General features: G+C 64.4%; 16 protein-coding genes and 1 tRNA gene. 7 read left to right on the top strand and 10 right to left on the bottom strand.

Annotated features, from left to right (window positions below; genetic code table 11):
* Positions 1-236 precede the first annotated feature (236 nt).
* A complete protein-coding gene (acpA, locus tag B3446_RS27465) occupies positions 237-1,973 on the top strand; it encodes an acid phosphatase (protein ID WP_291387237.1) in 1,737 nt (578 codons plus the stop codon).
* A 99-nt stretch (positions 1,974-2,072) separates the two neighbouring features.
* Here the strand turns inward: acpA and B3446_RS27460 are convergent, their stop codons facing one another.
* Positions 2,073-2,585: a DUF2199 domain-containing protein gene (locus B3446_RS27460; protein ID WP_191579327.1), complete on the bottom strand. Its 513-nt coding sequence runs from the start codon at positions 2,583-2,585 to the stop codon at positions 2,073-2,075.
* 651 nt (positions 2,586-3,236) lie between these two features.
* Between B3446_RS27460 and mnmH the strand changes: the two genes are divergently transcribed.
* Positions 3,237-4,283: a tRNA 2-selenouridine(34) synthase MnmH gene (gene mnmH, locus B3446_RS27455; protein ID WP_291387234.1), complete on the top strand. Its 1,047-nt coding sequence runs from the start codon at positions 3,237-3,239 to the stop codon at positions 4,281-4,283.
* 159 nt (positions 4,284-4,442) lie between these two features.
* Here the strand turns inward: mnmH and B3446_RS27450 are convergent.
* The 6 genes from B3446_RS27450 to cysS all read right to left on the bottom strand — a co-directional run bounded on the left by B3446_RS27450 (position 4,443) and on the right by cysS (position 10,406).
* Positions 4,443-4,535, bottom strand: a tRNA-Ser gene (locus tag B3446_RS27450).
* 89 nt (positions 4,536-4,624) lie between these two features.
* Positions 4,625-5,890, bottom strand: coding sequence for an aspartate kinase (locus tag B3446_RS27445; protein WP_175124234.1), 1,266 nt, complete (start codon positions 5,888-5,890; stop codon positions 4,625-4,627).
* A 261-nt stretch (positions 5,891-6,151) separates the two neighbouring features.
* Positions 6,152-7,228 carry a tRNA lysidine(34) synthetase TilS gene (gene tilS / locus B3446_RS27440; RefSeq protein ID WP_291387232.1) on the bottom strand — a complete coding sequence of 359 codons (1,077 nt, stop codon included), beginning with the start codon at positions 7,226-7,228 and terminating at the stop codon, positions 6,152-6,154.
* Positions 7,229-7,284: 56 nt separating this feature from the next.
* Positions 7,285-8,250 carry an acetyl-CoA carboxylase carboxyltransferase subunit alpha gene (locus tag B3446_RS27435; protein WP_175124236.1) on the bottom strand — a complete coding sequence of 322 codons (966 nt, stop codon included), beginning with the start codon at positions 8,248-8,250 and terminating at the stop codon, positions 7,285-7,287.
* 36 nt (positions 8,251-8,286) lie between these two features.
* Positions 8,287-8,931, bottom strand: coding sequence for a DNA-3-methyladenine glycosylase family protein (locus B3446_RS27430; protein ID WP_175124237.1), 645 nt, complete (start codon positions 8,929-8,931; stop codon positions 8,287-8,289).
* 20 nt (positions 8,932-8,951) lie between these two features.
* The gene (gene cysS / locus B3446_RS27425) at positions 8,952-10,406 is read right to left on the bottom strand and encodes a cysteine--tRNA ligase (RefSeq protein WP_291387229.1); all 1,455 of its coding nucleotides are present in this window, start codon (positions 10,404-10,406) and stop codon (positions 8,952-8,954) included.
* 403 nt (positions 10,407-10,809) lie between these two features.
* Between cysS and B3446_RS27420 the strand changes: the two genes are divergently transcribed.
* The 3 genes from B3446_RS27420 to B3446_RS27410 all read left to right on the top strand — a co-directional run bounded on the left by B3446_RS27420 (position 10,810) and on the right by B3446_RS27410 (position 12,903).
* Positions 10,810-11,493 carry a tetratricopeptide repeat protein gene (locus B3446_RS27420; protein WP_191579303.1) on the top strand — a complete coding sequence of 228 codons (684 nt, stop codon included), beginning with the start codon at positions 10,810-10,812 and terminating at the stop codon, positions 11,491-11,493.
* Between the two features lie 134 nt (positions 11,494-11,627).
* Entirely contained in the window at positions 11,628-12,137 is a 510-nt protein-coding gene (locus B3446_RS27415; protein WP_175124240.1) for a peptidylprolyl isomerase, read from the top strand.
* Positions 12,130-12,903, top strand: coding sequence for a UDP-2,3-diacylglucosamine diphosphatase (locus tag B3446_RS27410; protein ID WP_175138602.1), 774 nt, complete (start codon positions 12,130-12,132; stop codon positions 12,901-12,903). The genes B3446_RS27415 and B3446_RS27410 overlap by 8 nt, the downstream gene beginning before the upstream one ends.
* Positions 12,904-12,989: 86 nt before the next feature.
* Here the strand turns inward: B3446_RS27410 and B3446_RS27405 are convergent, their stop codons facing one another.
* The 3 genes from B3446_RS27405 to azu all read right to left on the bottom strand — a co-directional run bounded on the left by B3446_RS27405 (position 12,990) and on the right by azu (position 16,148).
* Positions 12,990-13,853: an undecaprenyl-diphosphate phosphatase gene (locus tag B3446_RS27405; RefSeq protein WP_291387226.1), complete on the bottom strand. Its 864-nt coding sequence runs from the start codon at positions 13,851-13,853 to the stop codon at positions 12,990-12,992.
* Between the two features lie 19 nt (positions 13,854-13,872).
* Positions 13,873-15,459: a TerC family protein gene (locus B3446_RS27400; RefSeq protein WP_191579305.1), complete on the bottom strand. Its 1,587-nt coding sequence runs from the start codon at positions 15,457-15,459 to the stop codon at positions 13,873-13,875.
* 239 nt (positions 15,460-15,698) lie between these two features.
* The gene (azu, locus tag B3446_RS27395; protein ID WP_191579306.1) at positions 15,699-16,148 is read right to left on the bottom strand and encodes an azurin; all 450 of its coding nucleotides are present in this window, start codon (positions 16,146-16,148) and stop codon (positions 15,699-15,701) included.
* Positions 16,149-16,416: 268 nt separating this feature from the next.
* Here azu and B3446_RS27390 point away from each other — a divergent pair, with 268 nt between their 5' ends.
* Together B3446_RS27390 and nosZ are read left to right on the top strand one after the other, a co-directional pair.
* The gene (locus tag B3446_RS27390) at positions 16,417-18,672 is read left to right on the top strand and encodes a NosR/NirI family protein (protein ID WP_291387223.1); all 2,256 of its coding nucleotides are present in this window, start codon (positions 16,417-16,419) and stop codon (positions 18,670-18,672) included.
* A gap of 53 nt (positions 18,673-18,725) precedes the next feature.
* Positions 18,726-20,642 carry a TAT-dependent nitrous-oxide reductase gene (gene nosZ / locus B3446_RS27385; RefSeq protein WP_291387221.1) on the top strand — a complete coding sequence of 639 codons (1,917 nt, stop codon included), beginning with the start codon at positions 18,726-18,728 and terminating at the stop codon, positions 20,640-20,642.
* The last annotated feature ends 90 nt before the right edge of the window (positions 20,643-20,732 follow it).

Genomic DNA, 20,732 nt, shown 5'->3' with positions numbered 1-20,732 from the left:
CCAGCTGAGCTACGGGCGCTTGAAAAAGCAAGCCTTGAATAATAGCGTTGTTTCACGGGATGCGCAAGTCGGAAGGCGCGCGGATGACTGCGTACAGCTTCCCGACAGCGGATGGTCACATCGATAGAACGTTGTCTCTTTAGCCTAGCGGCCGTTAACGATGCCGGCTGTCATCCGGCGATTTTCGTGACGCAATGACAGTGCGCCACGTCATCCGCAAGCTCAAGAGACCTTTCATGTCCGACAAAGACAAAAGCACTGGAGAACCTTCCCAGGACGCCCCCAGCACGACGCCGGTGCGCGCGACGCGCCGCGGTTTTCTGACCGGCATTGCCGCACTCGGCGCGAGCGCAGCCGCGATGGGCGCGCTGTCCGGATGCTCCAACGACGACGATGACAATCCTGCGGCGCCCGCCCCCGCGCCTGCGCCGGAACCCACCCCCGCCCCTGCTCCTGACCTCACCACGCAGCTGCGCGACAACGTCAAGACGTTGGTGGTGATCTTTGCCGAGAACCGCAGCTTCAACAATCTTTTCGCCAACTTCCCCGGCGTGGAAAAGCCGCTGTCCGCGCTGACGCCGGCCGACTACACGCAGCTCGATCGCGACGGCACGCCGCTGCCCGTACTGCCGCCGGTCTGGAACGGCATGGTGCCGACGTCGCAGCAGGCCAACCACATCACCTATCAGGTGGATCAGGCCGCGGCCTACATGAATAATCTGTCCAACGCGCCCTTCGCGTTGCAGGGACCGCAAGGCGAGCCGCTGCCGCAAGGCGTGGTGACGCGCGACCTCTGGCACGTGTTCTACCAGAACCAGATGCAGATCAACGGCGGCAAGAACGACAAGTTCGTCGCGTGGGCTGATTCCGGCGCGCTCGTCATGGGGCACTACAGCGATTCGGCGTACAACCTGCGGCTGTGGAAGCTGGCGCAGGAATTCGTGCTGTGCGACAACTTCTTCCAGGGCGCCTTTGGCGGCTCGTTCCTGAACCATCAGTACCTAGTCGCGGCGCGCCCGCCCTTCTATCCCGATGCCGCCGCGTCGGTCGCCAAGACGCAGATCGCGCAACTGCAAAGCGCGGACCCCGCCGATCCGCGCCTGGAACCCAAGGCCACATCACCCGCCAGCGCGCTGACCGGCATCCCGCAGTTCGGCGCCAGCGCCCTCACGCCCGACGGCTATGGCGTCAATACGATGGCCCCGCCCTACTGGCCGTCGTTCAGCCGCGATGCCACCGATTCGACACTGGCAGATCCGACCAGCCCGCAAACGATGGTTCCGCAAACGCACGCCAACATCGGTGACCTGATGAGCGCGAAGGGCCTGGACTGGGCCTGGTACGCAGGCGGCTGGAAGGCTGCCGTGGACTCTACGGCCAGCACGGGCTTTCCGTCGTCGCCCAACTTCCAGGCGCATCACCAGCCGTTCAACTACTTCAAGAGCACGGGGCCTGGCACCGCGGCGCGCACGGCGCACATCCGCGACGGCGGCCTGGGTGACCTCAATTCCACCAACAAATTCCTGGCCGACGCCGAAGCGGGCACGCTACCGCCGCTGACCTTCTACAAGCCGCAGGGCAACCTGAACATGCACGCGGGATACGCGGACGTGGACTCGGGCGATCGCCACATTGCGCACATCGTGGACAGCCTGAGGAAGAGCAAGCAGTGGGAGAACATGGTGGTGGTGATCACCGTGGACGAGAACGGCGGCTGGTGGGATCACGTTGCGCCGCCGCAAGGCGATCGCTGGGGGCCGGGCACGCGTATCCCGGCGGTGATCGTGTCACCCTTTGCCAAGAAGGGCACGGTGGACCACACGATCTACGACACGGGCTCTATCCTGCGTTTTGCCACGCGGCTCTTCGACCTGCCGATGCTCGATGGTTTGAAGGCGCGCGATGACGCTATGACGGCGCGTGGGCAAACGGCGATGGGTGACCTGACGAATGCGCTGACGTTCAGCGCCTGACGCGGGCAGGCGGGGCGATTCGTCACGCGGCATTTCGCCGGACGGCGATCCGTCGGGCGGCGATCCGGCGGGCGGCGATCCGTCGGGCGAATCGCCCTCCTACGCCGCGCTCTCGCCGTGCACCAGCAGCGCATAAATCTCCGCGACGCGGTCGGTCGTAATCCCCTCGCGCTGCTCAACTGCCAACGGGTGGTCGGTCGGCTCCAACTCGATGTACGGCCGGATGCCGTCGTCACGAAGATGAACGTGCGTCTTCAGTCCGATCGTGTCGGGATACGGATCGAGCCGCGTCGTGAGCCAGCCAAACAAAGGCTGCGTGTGCGAACGCTTCGCCTCGTCCGACATGCGCACCCACGTCTCGTAGCTCTGCAGACTAAGCGACACCCACACGCCCCAGACAAAGGGCTCGGGGTGACCCACGATGGGCAGTTCGATGCAGCCGCGCACATAGAAGTGCTGCTCGTCGATGACGCAATCGTCGCTGCCCAGGTCGCAACGCTGGTCTCGTTCTTCGGGGGGGACGGCGTAGTACGTTGCGGGCGCATCGGCGCCGAAGCTTGGCAGGCCGTGATGGACCTCGTTGCAGGTGGTGCATTTGAAAGAAAAGTCCATTGCTACTGCCTTCGTCATGCTGGGATGTGGTTAATTGGGTGCTTTGGTTTGCGCCGTTGCCGGCATGGGGGGCCGGCGGTTTAGATCTTTGGTGTTTGCTGTTGATGCGGTGATGGTTCTTAAGGCGTCCGGCACGGTGGCGGCCCGGGGCGCGCGGGGCCACGATTGCGGTCCGGAGCCTTCGCTCCGGACNNGCCCCGTCGTCATCTTCGTCCAGGCCTTCGGCCTTACCTTCAGATTCCCTCGGGCTTATCGACGCCCCGCGCACCCCGGGCCGCCACCGCACCGGACTCTAGCATTTGAAATCTGCCGGGCGCTGCGTCGGTCAGGGTGCTTGGCATTTTTGTGCAGAGGTTCTTTGACTCGAAGCATCTTGCGGGGCCCGTCCCCGTTCGGCCGCGCGGGCGGCCTTCGGTGACTTACGCGGTATCTTGCGTTGGGGTGATGACGCTTCGCGCATACCTGGCGCCTTGGCGTCTGACACCCGCATAGACGGACTACAAGCTTGAAGCGGCGTCCCCACAGGGTGTCAGACATCCATCCACCCATCCTGGCGAGGGCTGCCATTCTATCCATCCCTAATAGGATCCAGTTCGACACCGCAGCGCAGCGTGCGAGAATTGCAGACCGACTTACGGAGGGGCGGTCCGCGTGAAACATCTGCTTGTCAGTCTGGACAGACTGCATGATTTCGACGAAATCATCGACGTGCGCACGCCGCTGGAATACGCCGACGATCACATTCCGGGCGCCCGCAACGCGCCAGTGCTCGACAACGAAGAACGCGCCCTGATCGGCACGATGTACAAGCAGGTCTCGCCGTTCGAAGCATCCCGCGCGGGCGCAGCCATCGTCGCCCGCAACATCGCCCGCCATCTGGAGACGACCTTCGCCGACCGCCCGCAAGGCTGGCGTCCGCTGATCTACTGCTGGCGAGGCGGCAAGCGGTCGGGCTCGATGACGTTGATGTTCAACATGATCGGCTGGCGCGCCCGGCAACTCGACGGCGGCTACAAGACCTACCGGCGCGCCACCCTGGACGGTCTGCAAACGCTCCCACAACCGCTGCGCTTCGTCGTACTGACCGGCCCCACCGGCAGCGGCAAGACGCGCTTGCTGCACGCGCTGCGCGACGCAGGCGCGCAGACGCTGGACCTGGAAGACCTTGCCTCCCATCGGGGTTCGCTGCTGGGCGCATTGCCCGGCGCGGAACAGCCCACGCAGAAGCGCTTCGACACGTTGCTCGCAGTCAGGCTGCGCGAACTCGACGCCAGCCAACCGGTGTTCGTCGAAGCAGAAAGTCGCAAGATCGGCGCGGTGGAACTGCCCGCATCCTTGCTGCATGCCATGCATCAGGGTGACTGTGTCGAAGTCCGCGCCAGCCGCGACGACCGCACGCGCTTCCTGCAGCAGGATTACGCGCGGCTGTTCGACACGCCGGATTGGCTCAAGGCGCAGTTGCAGCGCATGGTGGGACTGCACAGCCGAGAAACCATCAAGGGCTGGATAACGCTGGTGGACGAAGGCCGCCGTGAAGACCTGGCGCGCGAACTGATCGACAGGCACTACGACCCGGCGTACGCGCGCAGTTCGCAATCGCACTTCGTGCGCCTTGCGCAAGCAGTGCAGGTGGATTTCCGGCCGAACGACGCGGATGTGGTGGAACAGGCGCGGGCGTTGATCGGAAGAAAGACGTAGATCACCGCAACCGTATCGAGACTAGGACTACAACTACAACCAGGACGACGGCTACGCGTGGTCAAACGCGCACAATTACCGCGTAGAAAACAAAAAACCCGCAGAGCAATAAGCTATGCGGGTCTTGAGGCAACCTTGGTTCACTGGTGCAAGTGTCTTTGGCGGAGACGGTGGGATTCGAACCCACGATGCAGTTTTTAGCCACATACTCCCTTAGCAGGGGAGCCCCTTCAGCCTCTCGGGCACGTCTCCGAAAAGAGAACGAGATTCTAGCACGATTTTTTTGGCTCTTGCCCGCGATCGGGACGTTCACGCAAAAAAATCGTGCCGGACCTGATTCATCAGACCTTGGTGGCCGGCGCCTGGTCCAGACCGAAGGCCTTGTGCAGCGCGCGCACGCCCAGTTCCATGTACTTGTCGTCGATGATGACGGAGGTCTTGATTTCGCTGGTGCTGATCATCTGGATGTTGATGCCCTCTTGCGAGAGCGTCTGGAACATCAGGCTGGCGACGCCGACGTGCGAGCGCATGCCGATGCCGACGATGGAGACCTTGGCGACCTTTTCGTCGGTGGACAGTTCACGGGCACCGACAGCGGGAATGACTTCGCGCTTGAGCAGGTCCACGGCGCGCGTGAATTCGTTGCGGTTCACGGTGAACGAGAAGTCGGTCGTGCCGGCCACGGACTGGTTCTGGACGATCATGTCGACGTCGATGTTGGCGGCGGCGACGGGACCCAGGATGGAGAATGCGATGCCGGGTTTGTCGGGAACGCCCAGCAGGGTGATTTTGGCTTCGTCGCGGCTGAAGGCGATGCCGGAGACAACGGCGGCTTCCATTTTTTCGTCTTCCTCAAAAGTAATCAGCGTGCCCGAGACCATTTCTTCGTCGAGCGGGATAAGGGGGTCGGTCAGCGAGGACAGGACCCGGACCGGAACACGATATTTGCCGGCGAATTCGACCGAGCGGATCTGCAGGACTTTGGAGCCCAGCGAGGCCATTTCCAGCATTTCCTCGAAGGAAACGACGGACATGCGGCGCGCTTCGGGCACGACGCGCGGATCGGTCGTGTAGACGCCGTCCACGTCGGTGTAGATCAGGCATTCATCGGCCTTGATGGCCGCCGCCACGGCCACGGCCGAGGTGTCGGAGCCGCCGCGGCCCAGCGTGGTGATGTGGCCGTCAGGGTCGATGCCCTGGAAGCCCGTCACGATGACCACTCGGCCGGCGTCCAGATCAGCGCGCACGCGAGCGTCGTCGATGGACGTGATGCGGGCTTTCGTGAACGACGAATCGGTGCGCACGGGCACTTGCCAACCGGCATAGCTGCGCGCGGACACGCCTTCGGCCTGCAAGGCAATGGCCAGAAGGCCGCTGCTGGCTTGCTCGCCGGTGGCGGCGATCATGTCGAGTTCGCGGCCGTCGGGCTGGGGCGAGAGCTCGCGCGCCAAGCCCAGCAGACGATTCGTCTCGCCCGCCATGGCGGACGGGACAACAACAACCTGGTGGCCGGCGGCGTGCCACTTTGCGACGCGACGCGCCACGTTTCTGATGCGCTCGACCGAGCCCATCGAAGTACCGCCATATTTATGAACGATCAGGGACATCTCGTACTCTGGCTGGACACCCGCCGCAAGTGTTGACGGGCAAAACCATATATTCTAGCGCGACGGTAAAAATTTGCGCAGTTTGCTCAGATTTCTGTCCATTTTGGGGGTGAATACGGCGTTGGGCTTGTCGAAATAGCCCAAATTGGAAGCGCTGACCTCCTGCCGCAAACCGGCTTACGAACCCGCTTACGAACCGGCTTACGTACCGCCGTACGAGCCGGCCTGCGTACCGGCCTGCACACCGTCTTGAATACTGATCTACGAACCGGCCTGGCCCCGGCGCTCCACCCACACGCGGCCGCGGTGGCAGCGAATCACGTGACCCGCTTGCTCCACTCGCAATTGCCGGTCATGGCCCAGGCTATGCAGGCCACGCAACTGCCTCAGCAGGTCCGCCATGCGCGCGTCGGTGGGCATCCGCGCCCCATTTCGCTCCAGCCAATACCGCAACACCTGCGTCTGACGGGCGGGCGATAGTCCGCGCCACGCCTGTAATGAAAAACTCGCGTCATCGGCACCGGGTTCCAGGCGCGCAAAATCTTCACGGGCGACTTCGTCCAGAATCTCTGCCGCCTCAGCCATGTGCCGCGCATGGCGCGCGACGATGCCGCGCCAGCCGGGCCACCGTGCATCCAGCACGGGCGCCAGCAATTCACGCAGCGCGGCACGGGTGTAGCGCGGATCGGCATTGGTGGGGTCCTGCACGGCGCGCCAGCCGATCGCCGCCTCTACGTCATCTGCCGCCCGAAGAATCGCGCAGCGATCCTGCTCAAGCCACGGGCGAACATACGACACGCCATCGCGCTGCGTCACCGGAGACATGGCCGCCATGCCCGACAGGCCGGTCCCGCGCAGCAGGCGCAGCAACACGGTTTCCGCCTGATCGTTGCGATGGTGGGCGAGCAGGATGTGGTGGACGCCGTGCTCCAGCGCCAGCCGGGCGAGCGCGGCATACCGCGCATCGCGCGCCGCGGCTTCGATGCCCTTGCCGCTGGCCGGCTCGACCTGGACGCGCGCCTCGATAAGCGGGACCGACAGTCTTGCGGCCAGGGCCTGGCCGTGTTGCGCCCACTCGTCAGCCTGCGCCTGCAAACCGTGGTGCACATGGAAAAGCATCACCTCGATGCCCAACAGCGGCGCAATGGCGGCCGCATGTACGGCCAGCATGGCCGAGTCCGCGCCGCCGCTGAACGCCACGGCAATGCGGCGCGGACGCTCGGGCAGTGCCTGGAGCGTCTGGCGCAACGCCGCGGCAAGCACGGTGGAGATGGGCAGGGAGGGAATGGCGCCCGCGTCGGCCCGGGGATGGCTGCCGGGCGGCGGGACGTCAGTCATGAGATAGAAAGGGCGCGGGGGCCGCGGCGCCGACAGAGGGCCGGCGCCCTGCCGCTTTACGCGCGCACTTCCTGGAAGGCGCCGTACGAGCGCACGCGCTGGAGGCGTTGCTCGACGAGCTGTTCGGGCGTCAGGCCCTGCAGTTGGCGCAGGGCGTCGCCGAGCGCACGGCGCAAGAGGCGGGCCATGACGCGGGGGTCGCGGTGAGCGCCGCCGACGGGTTCGTTGACCACGCGGTCCACCAGACCCAGATCCTTCAGACGGGGCGCGATGATGGCCAGCGCGTCGGCGGCCTCGGGGGCCTTGTCGGCGCTGCGCCAGAGGATCGAGGCGCAACCTTCCGGCGAAATCACGGCGTAGGTGGCGTATTGCAGCATCAGCACGGCGTTGCCGACGGCAATGGCCAGCGCGCCGCCCGAACCGCCTTCGCCGATGATCGTGCAGATCAACGGGACTTTCAGTTCGGCCATGGCGTAAAGATTGTGGCCGATGGCTTCGGACTGGCCGCGCTCTTCGGCGCCGATGCCGGGGTAGGCGCCCGGGGTGTCCACGAACGTGAAGACGGGAATGCCGAATTTTTCGGCCAGGCGCATCAGGCGCAGGGCCTTGCGATAGCCCTCGGGGCGCGGCATGCCGAAGTTGCGCGCGGCGCGCTCCTTGGTGTCGCGGCCCTTCTGGTGGCCGATGACCATGCACGGCGTGCCGTTGAAGCGCGCCAGGCCGCCCACGATGGACTGGTCGTCGGCGTACATGCGGTCGCCGTGCAATTCATGGAAGTCGGTGAACATTTCGCGCACGTAGTCCAGCGTGTAGGGACGCTGGGGGTGACGCGCGACAAGCGCCGTTTGCCAGGGCGTGAGCTTGGCGTAGATCTCTTTGGCGAGCGTCTGGCTCTTCTGCTGCAGACGTCCGATTTCATCGGAGATGTCTACCGCCGAATCGGCCTGCACATAGCGCAGCTGCTCGATCTTGTTCTCAAGCTCGGCGAGCGGCTGTTCAAATTCCAGAAATGTATTGCGCATGTAGTGTGGTTCCGTAGATGGGCTGCCTGGTTTGCGTCAGTATTGGACCGGCGTCGGTTCCAGACTGCGCCACAGATACCAGGTCGCCACGGTACGCCAGGGCTGCCACGCCAACGAGACTTCGCGAGCCTCGAAGCGAGAGACAGGCTCGCCGCTGAAATAGTGTAGCGAGATTGCCTTTAGCAACCCGGGATCATCCAGCGGCAGGACATCAGGCCGCTGTAGATTGAAAATCAAAAACATCTCCGCCGTCCAGCGTCCGATGCCGCGGATGGCGACCAGTTCCGAGATGACGGCCTCGTCGTCCATGGCCGCCCATTTCTCGGGATGGACCCGGCGCTCGCCGAAATGCACGGCCAGATCGAGCACATATTCGGCCTTGCGTTGCGACAGTCCGGCCTTGCGCAGGCCGTCCAGACCGACGCGCAGCACGGCGACGGGCGTGGGGCGTTTGCCCACGGCGTCGATGAACTTGGTCCAGACGGCATCGGCCGCCTTGGGGGAAATCTGTTGCCCGATGATCGCCCGCGCCAGCGTGATGAACGGCGTGCCGCGCGAGGTCAGCCAGACCTCCGGGTGCTGGGGGATGATCTTTTTCAGAATGCGATCGCGGCGCATCAGGTGCGCCACGGCGGCCTCCCAGTATTCAGGCTTGGGAATCTCGAGATCTGCGGTGGACATGTCCGGCGTATCCTGCGGGGTCACGCGCGGCGCCATTGCGTCAGGCCGCCCGGCTTGTCGTCCAGCTCGATGCCGGAATCGCGCAGCTCGGCGCGGATACGGTCGGCCTCGGCAAAGTTGCGGGCAGCCTTGGCGGCCGCGCGCGCGTCGATCAGGGACTGGATGGCGTCGGCGTCCAGCGTGCTGCGCGCGCCTTGCTCGATAGCCGCTGCGGAATAGCGGGTGGCGGATTGGAAGTACGTTGCGGGCGCCTGCTGCAGCAGGCCCAGCAGCGAGGCCAGGGCCTTCATCTGACCGGCGCTGCGCGCGCTTTTGGTGCGATTGGCCTCGGAGGCCAGCTCGAACAACGCGGCGACGGCGCCCGAGCTGTTGAAGTCGTCGTCCATCGCGGCCTTGAAGGCCAGCGCCTGCGGCTCGTTCCAGTCGATGCCTTGATCGTCGGCCGGCACGTTCTGCAAGGCCTGGTACAGGCGATCCAGTGCGTTCTGCGCGTCGATCAGGTTGTCGGGCGTGTAGTTCTGCGGGCTGCGGTAATGGTTACGCACAATGAAGAAGCGCACCATTTCCGCTTCGCGCGGGTTCACCCGGTACTGGGACTGGTCAGCCGCCGGGTCATTCTGCGCGACGGTCTGGCGGATGGTGCGGAAGTTGCCCAGGGACTTGGACATCTTGTCCGAATCGACCATGAGCGGGCCGCAGTGCATCCAGATATTGGCCAGCGTGCCGCCGAACGCGCCTTCGGTCTGGGCGATTTCGTTTTCATGGTGCGGGAATTTCAGGTCCGGACCGCCGCCATGGATGTCCAGGGGCAGACCCAGCAGCGACTTGCTCATGGCCGAGCACTCGATGTGCCAGCCCGGGCGGCCCAGGCCGTACGGCGATTCCCACTTGGTGTCGGCGGGTTCTTCGGCCTTGGCGGACTTCCAGAGGACGAAATCGAGCGGGTCGCGCTTGCTGGATCCCACCGCCACGCGCTCGCCGGCGCGCAAGTCATCCAGCGTCTTGCCGGACAGCTTGCCGTAGCCGGGAAACCCGCGCACGGCGTAATTCACGTCGCCATCGTCGGCCTGGTAGGCCAGCCCGTTGGTTTCGAGCTTGCCGATGATGTCGAGCATCTCGCCCACGTACTGCGTGGCGCGGGGCTCGCGATCGGGCGATTCGACGCCCAGCGCGCGCTCGTCGGCATGCATGGCGTCGATGTAGAACTCGGTGACTTCGCCGATGCGGCGGCCCGTTTCCACGGCGCGGCGGATGATCTTGTCGTCGATGTCCGTGATGTTGCGCACGTAGTCCACCGACAAGCCGCTGGCGCGCAGCCAGCGCTGCACAACGTCGAACGACACCAGCATGCGGGCGTGGCCCAGATGGCAGAAGTCATACACGGTCATGCCACACACGTACATGCGCACCTGGCCGGCCTGGGCCGGTTTGAACGGTTCTTTGGTACGCGATAACGTGTTGTAGATTTGCAGCATGGCGCGATAGGTTTCGTTTAGTGTTCCGTGGCGGTTTCGGAAAGTTGCTGTCGACGGAACATACCGTCAACGCGTGCCGCCCAATTCGCCGCCCCATTTACATTGCCGCCCCGTTGGCAGTGCAGTCCATTGGCAGTGCAGTCCATTGGCAGTGCAGTCCATTGGCAGCGCTGTCCTGGCAGTCTGTCCCGGCAGTGCTGTCCCGGCAGTGCTGTCCCGGCAGTGCTGTCGGTGCGGGATCGATGGCCCGTATTCTTCCGATGGCCCCTATTCCCTACTGCCTTGAACGCGATGGTCGAGCCAAAAACGCAACCGGGGCTAAAATGGCGGTCGTCAAGTATAGCAAGCGGCCCGGTCGCGCGCGTAAGCGCCAGCCGGCCAAGACTTTTAACGGAAAGCCCACGTGACTATCAAGCCGCGTTTTTGCGTTGCCCTGCTCGCCCTGGCCCTGGCCGGCGCGCCGGCGGGCGTCGCCCTTGCCCAGTCGATGAGCGGCGGCGCGGGAGAAAACCCCAACGCCACCCGCACCACCCTGGACCCGATTCCGCCGGAAGGCGGCTGGGACGCCCTGGCCAATCTGCTGGAAGCCGCCAAGCCCAGCGTGGACACCCGGTTGACCCCCTCCGCTTCGCAGATCACGTCGCACATCGAGCGCATGCTGAACCGTGGCGAAAACGCGGAAGCGCTGGCGATGATCGAAAAGCGCCAGGCCGAGATCAAGGACCAGCGTGGCACCGACGTGCAGCTCATGTTCCAGCATGCGCGTGCCCTGGCCGCCCTGGACCGCACGAACGAAGCCATCGACATCTACAACGATATGACCACGCGGTTCCCGGAATTGCCGGAACCCTGGAACAATCTGGCCGCTCTATATGCTGGACGCGGCGAACTCGACCGTGCGCAGGATGCCCTCCAGATGGCATTGCGCGCAGACCCGAACTACGCCGCCGCCCGCGCCAACCTCGGTGACCTGCAACTGCTGCAGGCCTTGCGAACCTACAAGGAGGCCGCCGGCGACGGCGTGCCCGGCATGCGGGAAAAGGTCCGCGAAGTTGAAACAATGTTGAAGGATAAACAAGGCAAATGATGTCCCGTTACTCCCCTCTACACCTGCTGCGCCTGACGGCGTGCTCGTTCGCACTGGCTGCATTCGCTCCGGCGTTCGTCAGCGCCGCCCCCGCAGCCTCTTCTTCTCCCTCCACCTCCGAAGGCACCAAAACCATGAGCACCAATCCCCGCGTCAAGCTTCAAACGAACCAAGGCGACATGGTCATCACCCTGGACGCCGCCAAGGCGCCCAAGTCCGTTGAAAACTTCCTGACCTACGTCAAGGAAGGCTTCTACAACGGCACCGTGTTCCATCGCGTGATCGACGGCTTCATGGTCCAGGGCGGCGGCTTCGAACCCGGCATGAAGCAGAAGCAGACCCACGCCCCGATCGAGAACGAGGCCAACAACGGCCTGAAGAACGACAAGTACACCCTGGCCATGGCCCGCACCAGCGATCCGCACTCGGCCACCGCCCAGTTCTTCATCAACGTGTCCAATAACGACTTCCTGAACTTCACGTCGCCCACGCCGAACGGCTGGGGCTATGCCGTGTTCGGCGCCGTCACCGAAGGCCAGGACGTGGTCGACAAGATCAAGGGCGTGAAGACCGGCAACAAGGGCTTCCACCAGAACGTGCCGAACGAAGACGTCATCATCGAGAAGGCCGAAGTTCTTGAATAAGATCTCCCTGCCCGGCCCGGTCTGGCTGGCATCCGACCTGCACCTGGGGCCGGCCACGCCGGCCACCTCGGAGGCCTTCCTGGCCTTTCTGCAGGCGGCAGAGGAAGAGGCGGCAGCCCTGCTGCTGCCCGGCGACATCTTCGACGCCTGGATTGGCGACGACGTGATCCGCGCCGCCCCGCCGTGGCTTGCCACGGTGCTGGTGGCGCTGCGCAATACGGCCGCCCGCATCCCGGTCTGGCTGGGGCGCGGCAACCGCGATTTCCTCATCGGCGAGGAACTGGCAAAGGCCGTCGGCGCCAGCCTGCTGCCCGAGCCGGCACTGCTGGAAACCGATTTCGGCCAGGTCCTGCTGACGCACGGCGACGAGTTCTGTACGGACGACGCCGCCTACCAGCAGTTCCGCAAGATGGTCCGCAACCCTCAATGGCAGGCCGAATTTCTGGCCAAGACCATTCCCGAGCGGCTGGCCATGGCGCAGCAGGCACGCGGCGAAAGCCAGGCGGCCAACCAGACGAAGTCCATGGAAATCATGGACGTCAACGCGGACGCCATTGAATCGATCTTCCGTGAGACGGGCGTGCGCGTGCTGGTGCATGGCCACACGCATCGCCCCAACCGCCACGTGCTCGATGTCGACGGCCAAAAGCGCGAGCGCTGGGTGCTGCCCGACTGGGACTGCGATCACGTCTCGCCGCCGCGCGGCGGCTGGCTGGTCATCGACCGCGACGGGCTGCAGTTCTACGACCTGGAAACGGAAGCGTAGACGCCACCCGTCCCACGCCGGACAAAAACAAGGGCCGCTTGAGAAAGCGGCCCTTTTTCATTCTGCGCCCGCCGTGGCGGGAGGAATCAGCGCGTGAAGATCCAGGCCGCCACGATGCCGCCGAAGATGATCCGATACCAGGCGAACACGCGATACGTGTGATTGGCCACGAAGCGCAGCACGGCCCGCACCACCACCATGGCGCTCAGGAACGCCGCGATGAAGCCCACGGCGATGCCCGACAGGTCGTGCTGGGTCAGCAGGCCAAAGTTCTTGTACATGTCGTAGGCTGCCGCGCCCAGCATGGTCGGCATGGCCAGGAAGAACGAGAATTCGGTGGCCGTCTTGCGCTGGATGCCGGCGATCATGCCGCCGATGATCGTGGCGCCCGACCGCGAGGTGCCGGGAATCATCGCAAAGCACTGCGCCACGCCCACGCCCAGCGCCTGTTTCCAGGTGATCTGCTCCAGCGTGTGGGCCGAGGCGCGCTCGTCCGAGGCGGTGTCGTCAGCGGCGCCCGGCGCGTCGCCCGGCGTGTGACGCGTGCGGCGTTCGACGTACAGCATGATCAGCCCGCCCAGCACCAGCGTCATCACGACCACCGCCGGGTGGTAGAACACCGATTTGATGGTCTTGATGAAGATCGCGCCGATCACCGCCGCCGGCAGGAACGCCAGGATCAGGTTGCGGGTGAAGGCCACCTCACTGGGCACGCCAGTCAGCGTGCCGCGGATCAGCTTGAGCAGCCGGGCGCGGAAGACCCACATCACGGCAAGGATGGATCCCAGCTGGATGACCACCTCGAACACCTTGCCGTCGCCCGAATCGAAATTGAGCCAGTCGCCGACCAGGATGAGGTGGCCCGTGCTGGAAACGGGGATGAATTCCGTCAGGCCTTCAAGGATGCCCAGGATGAATGCTTTGATCAGATAGAGCGAGTTCTCGGTCACGGGCTGGGGTCTCTCTCTGTTAGTCGTTGGCTAGGGTTGCTTCGTCAGGAAAATGCTCTTCGGGGCGCTTCTCGACACGCACCAGCGCGATGCGGCGGCCATCCATTTCCAGGACTTCGAAGCGGAAATGCTGGTGATGGATCTGGTATTCGCACACGTCGCCCGGCTTGGGCAGGTGTCCGAAGCGCGAGAGCAGGTAGCCCGCAAGCGTGGAAAAGTCCTGGGCGTCGTCGACCAGGCCTTCAGTTTCAAGCACCTGCTCGACGTGGTGCAGGTCGGCCGCCCCGTCGATCTTCCAGGTGTTGGCGCCGTCCGCCACGATGTCGGGCAGTTCGTCTTCGTCGGGGAATTCGCCGGCGATGGCCTCGAAAACGTCGATCGGCGTCACCAGCCCCTCGATGGCGCCAAACTCGTCAGCCACCAGCACGAGCTGGCCGCGCGAGCGCTTGAGGGTGTCCATGAGGCGCAGGATGCCGATCGACTCGTGCACGATGATGGGATCGCGCAGGCGGTTGCGGCGCACACGGCCCTCGGTGATCAGGTCCGCGATCAGGTCCTTGGCGCGGCCGATGCCCAGCACTTCGTCCAGCGACCCGCGGCAGACCGGGAAGAAACTGTGCGGCGCCTCGGTGAGCTGGCGGCGGATGTTGTCGGGATCGTCGTCGATATTGATCCAGGAAACGTCCGTGCGCGGCGTCATGATGGAACGGATGGAGCGCTCGGCCAGCGTCAGCACCCCGCTGACCATGTTGCGTTCTTCGACCCCGAAGGCCTGGACGGCCGGGCTGCCGGCATTGGGCAGGTCGGGTTCGTCGCTGGCCGGCGGCCGCTTGCCCAGCATGCGCAGCACGGCCGAGGCGGTGCGTTCGCGCATGGGGAAGCGGGCGTCGAGCTTGAGCAGGTTGCGGCGCGCCACCTGGTTAAGCGCTTCGATGGCGACGGAGAAGCCGATGGCAGCGTACAGATAGCCCTTGGGCACCTTGAAGCCGAAGGCTTCGGCCAGCAGCGAAAAGCCGATCATCAGCAAGAAGCCCAGACACAGCACCACCACCGTCGGGTGGGCGTTGACGAAGCGCGTCAGCGGCTTGGACGCGATCAGCATGATGCCGATGGCAATGATGACCGCGATCATCATGATGGCCAGGTGATCCACCATGCCGACGGCGGTAATGACCGAGTCCAGCGAGAACACCGCATCCAGCACCACGATCTGCGTGACGATCACCCAGAAGCTGGCATAGACGCGCGGGCCGGACGAGCCGGTGTGCATGCTGCCTTCCAGGCGCTCGTGCAGTTCCATGGTGCCTTTGAACAGCAGAAACAGGCCGCCCACCATCAGGATCAGGTCGCGCCCCGAGGGCGATAGCGGACCGATATTGAACAGGGGGGTAGTCAGCGTGACCAGCCATGACATGACGGACAACAGGCCCAGGCGCATGATCAGCGCGAGGCTCAGGCCCATGATGCGCGCGCGATCGCGCTGCGCGGGCGGCAGCTTGTCCGCCAGGATGGCGATGAAAATCAGGTTATCAATGCCCAGGACGATCTCAAGGACGACCAGGGTAAGCAAGCCGACCCACGCAGCGGGGTCCAGCAGCCACTCCATCAGGAGCTCCAGAAGTTACACGACCGGTAATCGTACATGGAAAATCCATGACATGCCGGTGACGCATCCCCTCCGTAAGCCTGATGGACAGAGGCTTTGGGCCGTATGGACTAAGGCTTGCAAGCGCCTGAAACGGGCCGTGCGTCCCGGTTTGCGCGCGCCGCGCTGCAGACGTTGCGGGCATGAAAAAGCCGGCCCCCCGGCCGGCTCTTGCTTGTCTCAACAGACCCGTCGGGGCATCAGCCGCCGACTTTGAGCGTGCCCTTCATCATGGCCCAGTGGCCGGGGAAGGAGCAGAAGAATGCGTAGTTTTCGCCAGCGGCGAGCTTGGAGACGTCGATCTTGACGGAGTCGGATTCGCCGCCGCCGATGACCTTGGTGTGGGCGATGACGCGGGTGTCGCCCGCCTTGACGTAGTCCTGTGCCAGCCCGGCGCCCATGCCGTCCGTGGCGACGCCCTGCTTGTCGGCTTCCTTGGTGAGGACCCAGTTGTGGCCCATCGCGACCTTGGCCATCTTGCCGACATGCTTCAGGTTTACCGTGAATTCCTTGCAGCTCTTGTCGACCACGATTTCCTTGACGTTGAACTGCATGGCGTCGTTGCTTTCGACGGTGGTTTCACATTGCGCGGCCAGCACGGGCAGGCTGGAGGCGGAAAGAAGGATGGCGAGGGTGGCTTTTGCCAGCATGAAATTCTCCGATGACACAGCGGTCGATGCACGTACGCCAGCCAGATGCAGACGCCGTTGCCGCCGCGGATCAGTGTAGGACTGCCTTCCCCTCGCACTCTTGACATCCATCAACACCCCCTGCGGATACCCCTCAAAACTCAGGAACTTCCCCTACATTTCGTAGGGCTATTAGGCCTTCGACTCTGGCAGATTGACAAACCGCAATCCGGTCCTGGGTGCATGTTCGTAGGATGCCCGTAAGCAAACACGACGAACAGAGTTCAGCATGCGCGGCAGTACCGAAGTACCCCACCGGTTCACAAAATACATTCAGGCCGCGTTCATTGTTTTATGGCTTTCCTGTCTGTTTCTGGCGCAAACCGCGCAGGCGCAGCGCCTGCCTGACTTCCTGGCCAGCACACCCATCACAGAGGTATTTCCCGGCGCCGACCGCACCGGTCCCGTCGAAGGCAAGCCCGCAATTGCCCGCGTGTTTGCGGGCAACAAGCCGCTGGGCCTTGTCTACCTGACCACCGACGTCGTCAACACCCGCGGCTACTCCAGCAAACCCATCGACGTGCTGGTGGGGCTTTCCGACAGCGGTCGCATCATGGGCGCAAAGCTGGTCGAGCACCACGAGCCCATCGTGCTGATCGGCATCCCGCAAGCCAAGGTCGATCACTTCATCCAGGGCTATGTCGGCCTGAACTTCGTCGACGCCCCGCCCCGTCACGGCGCACCGCCGCCCGTCGATATCGTCAGCGGCGCCACGGTCACGCTGATGGTGATCGGCGACACGATCACGCGGTCCGCCATTGCGGTGGCGCGCGCCCACGGCATCGACAAGTCGGGCGCGCCGCGCCAGACCGCGCAACCAGCGGCGACCCGCGTCATCGACGAAAGCAAAGACACCGTGCAGACTTGGCAGGAACTGCTCGACGCCGGCGCCGTGAAGAACCTGCGCCTGACGCCCGACGACGTCAACCAGGCGTTTCTGCGGTCCGGCCGCAAGGACGCCGCCGAACACGGCGAAGGCGGCCCCGACGACACCTTCATCGACCTGTACGCCGCACTGGTCAGCGCACCGTCCATCGGCCGCAGCCTGCTGGGCGACATCGGCTGGCAGCGCCTGAAAGAACGCCTCAAGCCCGGCCAGCAGGCCGTGCTGGTCGCCGGCAACGGTCTCTATTCATTCAAGGGTTCGGGCTACGTGCGCGGCGGCATCTTCGACCGCATCGAGGTCATCCAGGACGAAAGCGCCTTCCGGTTCCGCGACCGCAACCACCAGCGGCTGGCCGACGTCAACGCCAAGGGCGCGCCCGCGCTGCGCGAAGTCGCCCTCTTCGTCGTGCCCGAGGACGCCTCGCTCGACCCAGTCAAACCGTGGCGGCTGCAACTGATGGTGCAGCGCGTGCTCAGCGTGTCGGACAAGGCGTTCGTCACGTTCGATCTGCCGTATGACCTGCCCACGGCCTATACCCGCGCCGTCGCGCCTGCACCCGCCCCCCCCGCAAGCCAAGCCACCAACGCACCCGCGCCCTCAGCCGACGTCGAATCCGCTCCGCCCGCGCTGTGGAAGCAAATCTGGCAGGGCAAGGCCGGCCAGATCGCCATCCTGACCGTGGCGCTGACGGTACTGGTCGGCATCTTCTTCTTCCAGGACCAGCTCACCTCGCGCCCGTTGCTGCACGACCGCCTGCGCCTCGCGTTCCTGTCCTTCGCGCTGTTCTGGATCGGCTGGTACGGGCAGGCGCAGTTGTCCATCGTGAACGTGCTGACGTTCTTCTCGGCCCTGCGCACCGACTTCCGTTGGGAATACTTCCTGATGGACCCGCTGGTGTTCATCCTGTGGTGCGCCACCGCCATCTCCATGGTCTTCTGGAACCGCGGCGCGTTCTGCGGCTGGCTGTGCCCGTTCGGCGCGCTGCAGGAACTGACCAACCGCATCGCCCGGCGGCTTGGCGTGCGCCAGCTCAAGATCCGCCACGGCGTGGCGCAGCGGTTGTCCACGTTCAAGTACGTGATCTTCCTGCTGCTCTTCGGCTTCTCGCTGTACGACTTGGCGGTCGCCGAACAACTGGCCGAAGTCGAACCCTTCAAGACCGCGATCATCCTGCACTTCGTGCGCCACTGGCCCTTCGTGCTGTTCGCCGTGGCGCTGCTGGCCGCGGGTCTTTTCATCGAGCGCTTCTTCTGCCGCTATCTGTGCCCGTTGGGCGCCGCGCTGGCCATCCCCGCCCGCCTGCGCATCTTCAATTGGCTCAAGCGCTACCGCGACTGCGGCAATCCCTGTCAGCGCTGCAACATCGAATGCCCCGTCCAGGCGATCGACCCTTCCGGCGAAATCAACCCGAACGAGTGCATCCAGTGCCTGCACTGCCAAATGCTTTACCACCACAAACAGAAGTGCCCTCACCTGATCCAGAAACAGGCAAAGCGTGAGCGGCGCCCGGCTCCGCCCCCTGAGCCGTCGGTGCAGGAAGTCGTTCTGCACCGCATGCCGACCCCCAACTCGGCGAATCGCCCCAACCGGGAATCGTGAAACACGGTTTTCGTACCGCGGCGCACTGCGCCGTCCCTACCTAGGAGTTATCCATGTCCGACAAGACCCCCGAAAAAGCCGGCCTCACCCGCCGAAGCTTCCTGGGCACCGCAGCCATTACCGGCGCGGCCGGCCTCGTTGCCGGGGCGCAGATGTCCACCGCACACGGCAAGGACGCCAAGTCAGGCAACGGCGCTGTGCTCGGGCATGTCGCGCCGGGCGAGCTCGACGAATACTATGCGTTCAACTCGAGCGGCCAGTCCGGCGAAGTCCGCGTGCTGGGCCTGCCGTCCATGCGCGAACTCGTGCGTATCCCCGTGTTCAACCATTGCAGCGCCACCGGCTGGGGCCGCACCAACGAAAGCCGCAAGGTGCTGACGGAAGGCCTCACGCCTGAAACCCGCGAGTACCTGAAGGACAAGGGCGGCGTGTTCCCCAACGGCGACGCCCACCACCCCCACCTGTCGTTCACCGACCAGACCTACGACGGCCGCTACCTCTTCATCAACGACAAGGCCAACAACCGCGTGGCCCGTATCCGCCTGGACGTGATGAAGACGGACAAGATCGTTGAACTGCCCAACGTGTCGGGCGTGCACGGCCTGCGTCCGCAGCGCTACCCGCGCACCGGCTACGTGTTTGCCAACGGCGAGCACATCATCCCGCTGCCCAACGACGGCAAGGTGCTGGACGATCCCAAGAAGAACTTCTTCTCGGTGTATTCGGCCATTGATGGCGACACCATGAAGGTCGCGTGGCAGGTGCTGGTCGACGGCAACCTGGACAACGGCGACGCCGACTACCAGGGCAAGTATTCGTTCGCCACCTGCTACAACTCCGAGAAAGGCGTCACCGTCGAGGAAATGTCCGCCAACGAGCAGGACTGGGTCGTGGTCTTCGACCTCAAGCGCATCGAGAAGGCGGTCAAGGACGGCGACTTCAAGACGATGGGCGGCGTGCCGGTGGTCGACGGCCGCCACGGCTCCAAGTACACGCGCTACATCCCGGTGCCGAACTCGCCCCACGGCTGCAATGCCGCGCCCGACGGCATCCACCTCATGCTGAACGGCAAGCTCTCGCCCACGGTCACCGTGATCGACGTGCGCAAGCTGGACGACCTGTTCGCCGACAAGATCAAGCCGCGCGACTGCGTCGTGGCCGAACCGCAGTTGGGTCTGGGCCCGCTGCACACCGCGTTCGACGGCCGCGGCAACGCCTACACCACGCTGTTCATCGACAGCCAGATGGTCAAGTGGAACATCGACAAGGCCAAGCGCGCGTACAAGGGCGAAAAGGTTGACCCGATCCTCCAGAAGCTGGACGTGCACTACCAGCCGGGCCACAACCACTCGACCATGGGCGAAACCAAGGAAGCCGACGGCAAGTGGCTGGTGTCGCTGAACAAGTTCTCGAAAGACCGCTTCCTGAACGTGGGTCCGCTCAAGCCCGAAAACGACCAGCTCATCGACATTTCCGGCGACGAGATGAAGCTTGTGCATGACGGCCCCAGCTTTGCCGAGCCGCACGACATGTGCCTGGTGCACCGTTCCAAGATCAACCCGATCAGCGTGTGGAAGCGCGACGACCCCATGTGGGAAGACGCCCGCCAGATCGCCAAGAAGGACGGCGTGTCGCTGGAAGACGCGGCCAGGGTCGTGCGCGACGGCAACAAGGTCCGCGTGTACATGATGGCGGTCGCGCCGATGTTCAGCTTGAAGCAGTTCGAGGTGAACCAGGGCGACGAGGTCACCGTTTTCGTGACCAACATGGAAGTGATCGAAGACCTGACGCACGGTTTCACCCTCGAAGGCCACGGCATCGCCATGGAAATCGGACCGCAGGCCACGTCGTCCATCACGTTCAAGGCGGATCGCCCCGGCATCTACTGGTACTACTGCCAGTGGTTCTGCCACGCGCTGCACATGGAAATGTCCGGTCAGATGATCGTGCATCCCAAGAAGTCTGCGTAACGATCCATGGCTGCCATCGCAACCTTGCGAAACGCGGCGTGGGCCGCGGCCGGCTTCGTGCTGGCCGGCTTCGGCCCGGCCCTGCACGGG

The sequence above is a fragment of the Achromobacter sp. UBA5777 genome (assembly GCF_002418565.1).
Classification (GTDB): Bacteria; Pseudomonadota; Gammaproteobacteria; order Burkholderiales; family Burkholderiaceae_B; genus Achromobacter; species Achromobacter animicus.
This window is presented reverse-complemented; position numbering and strand designations above follow the sequence as displayed.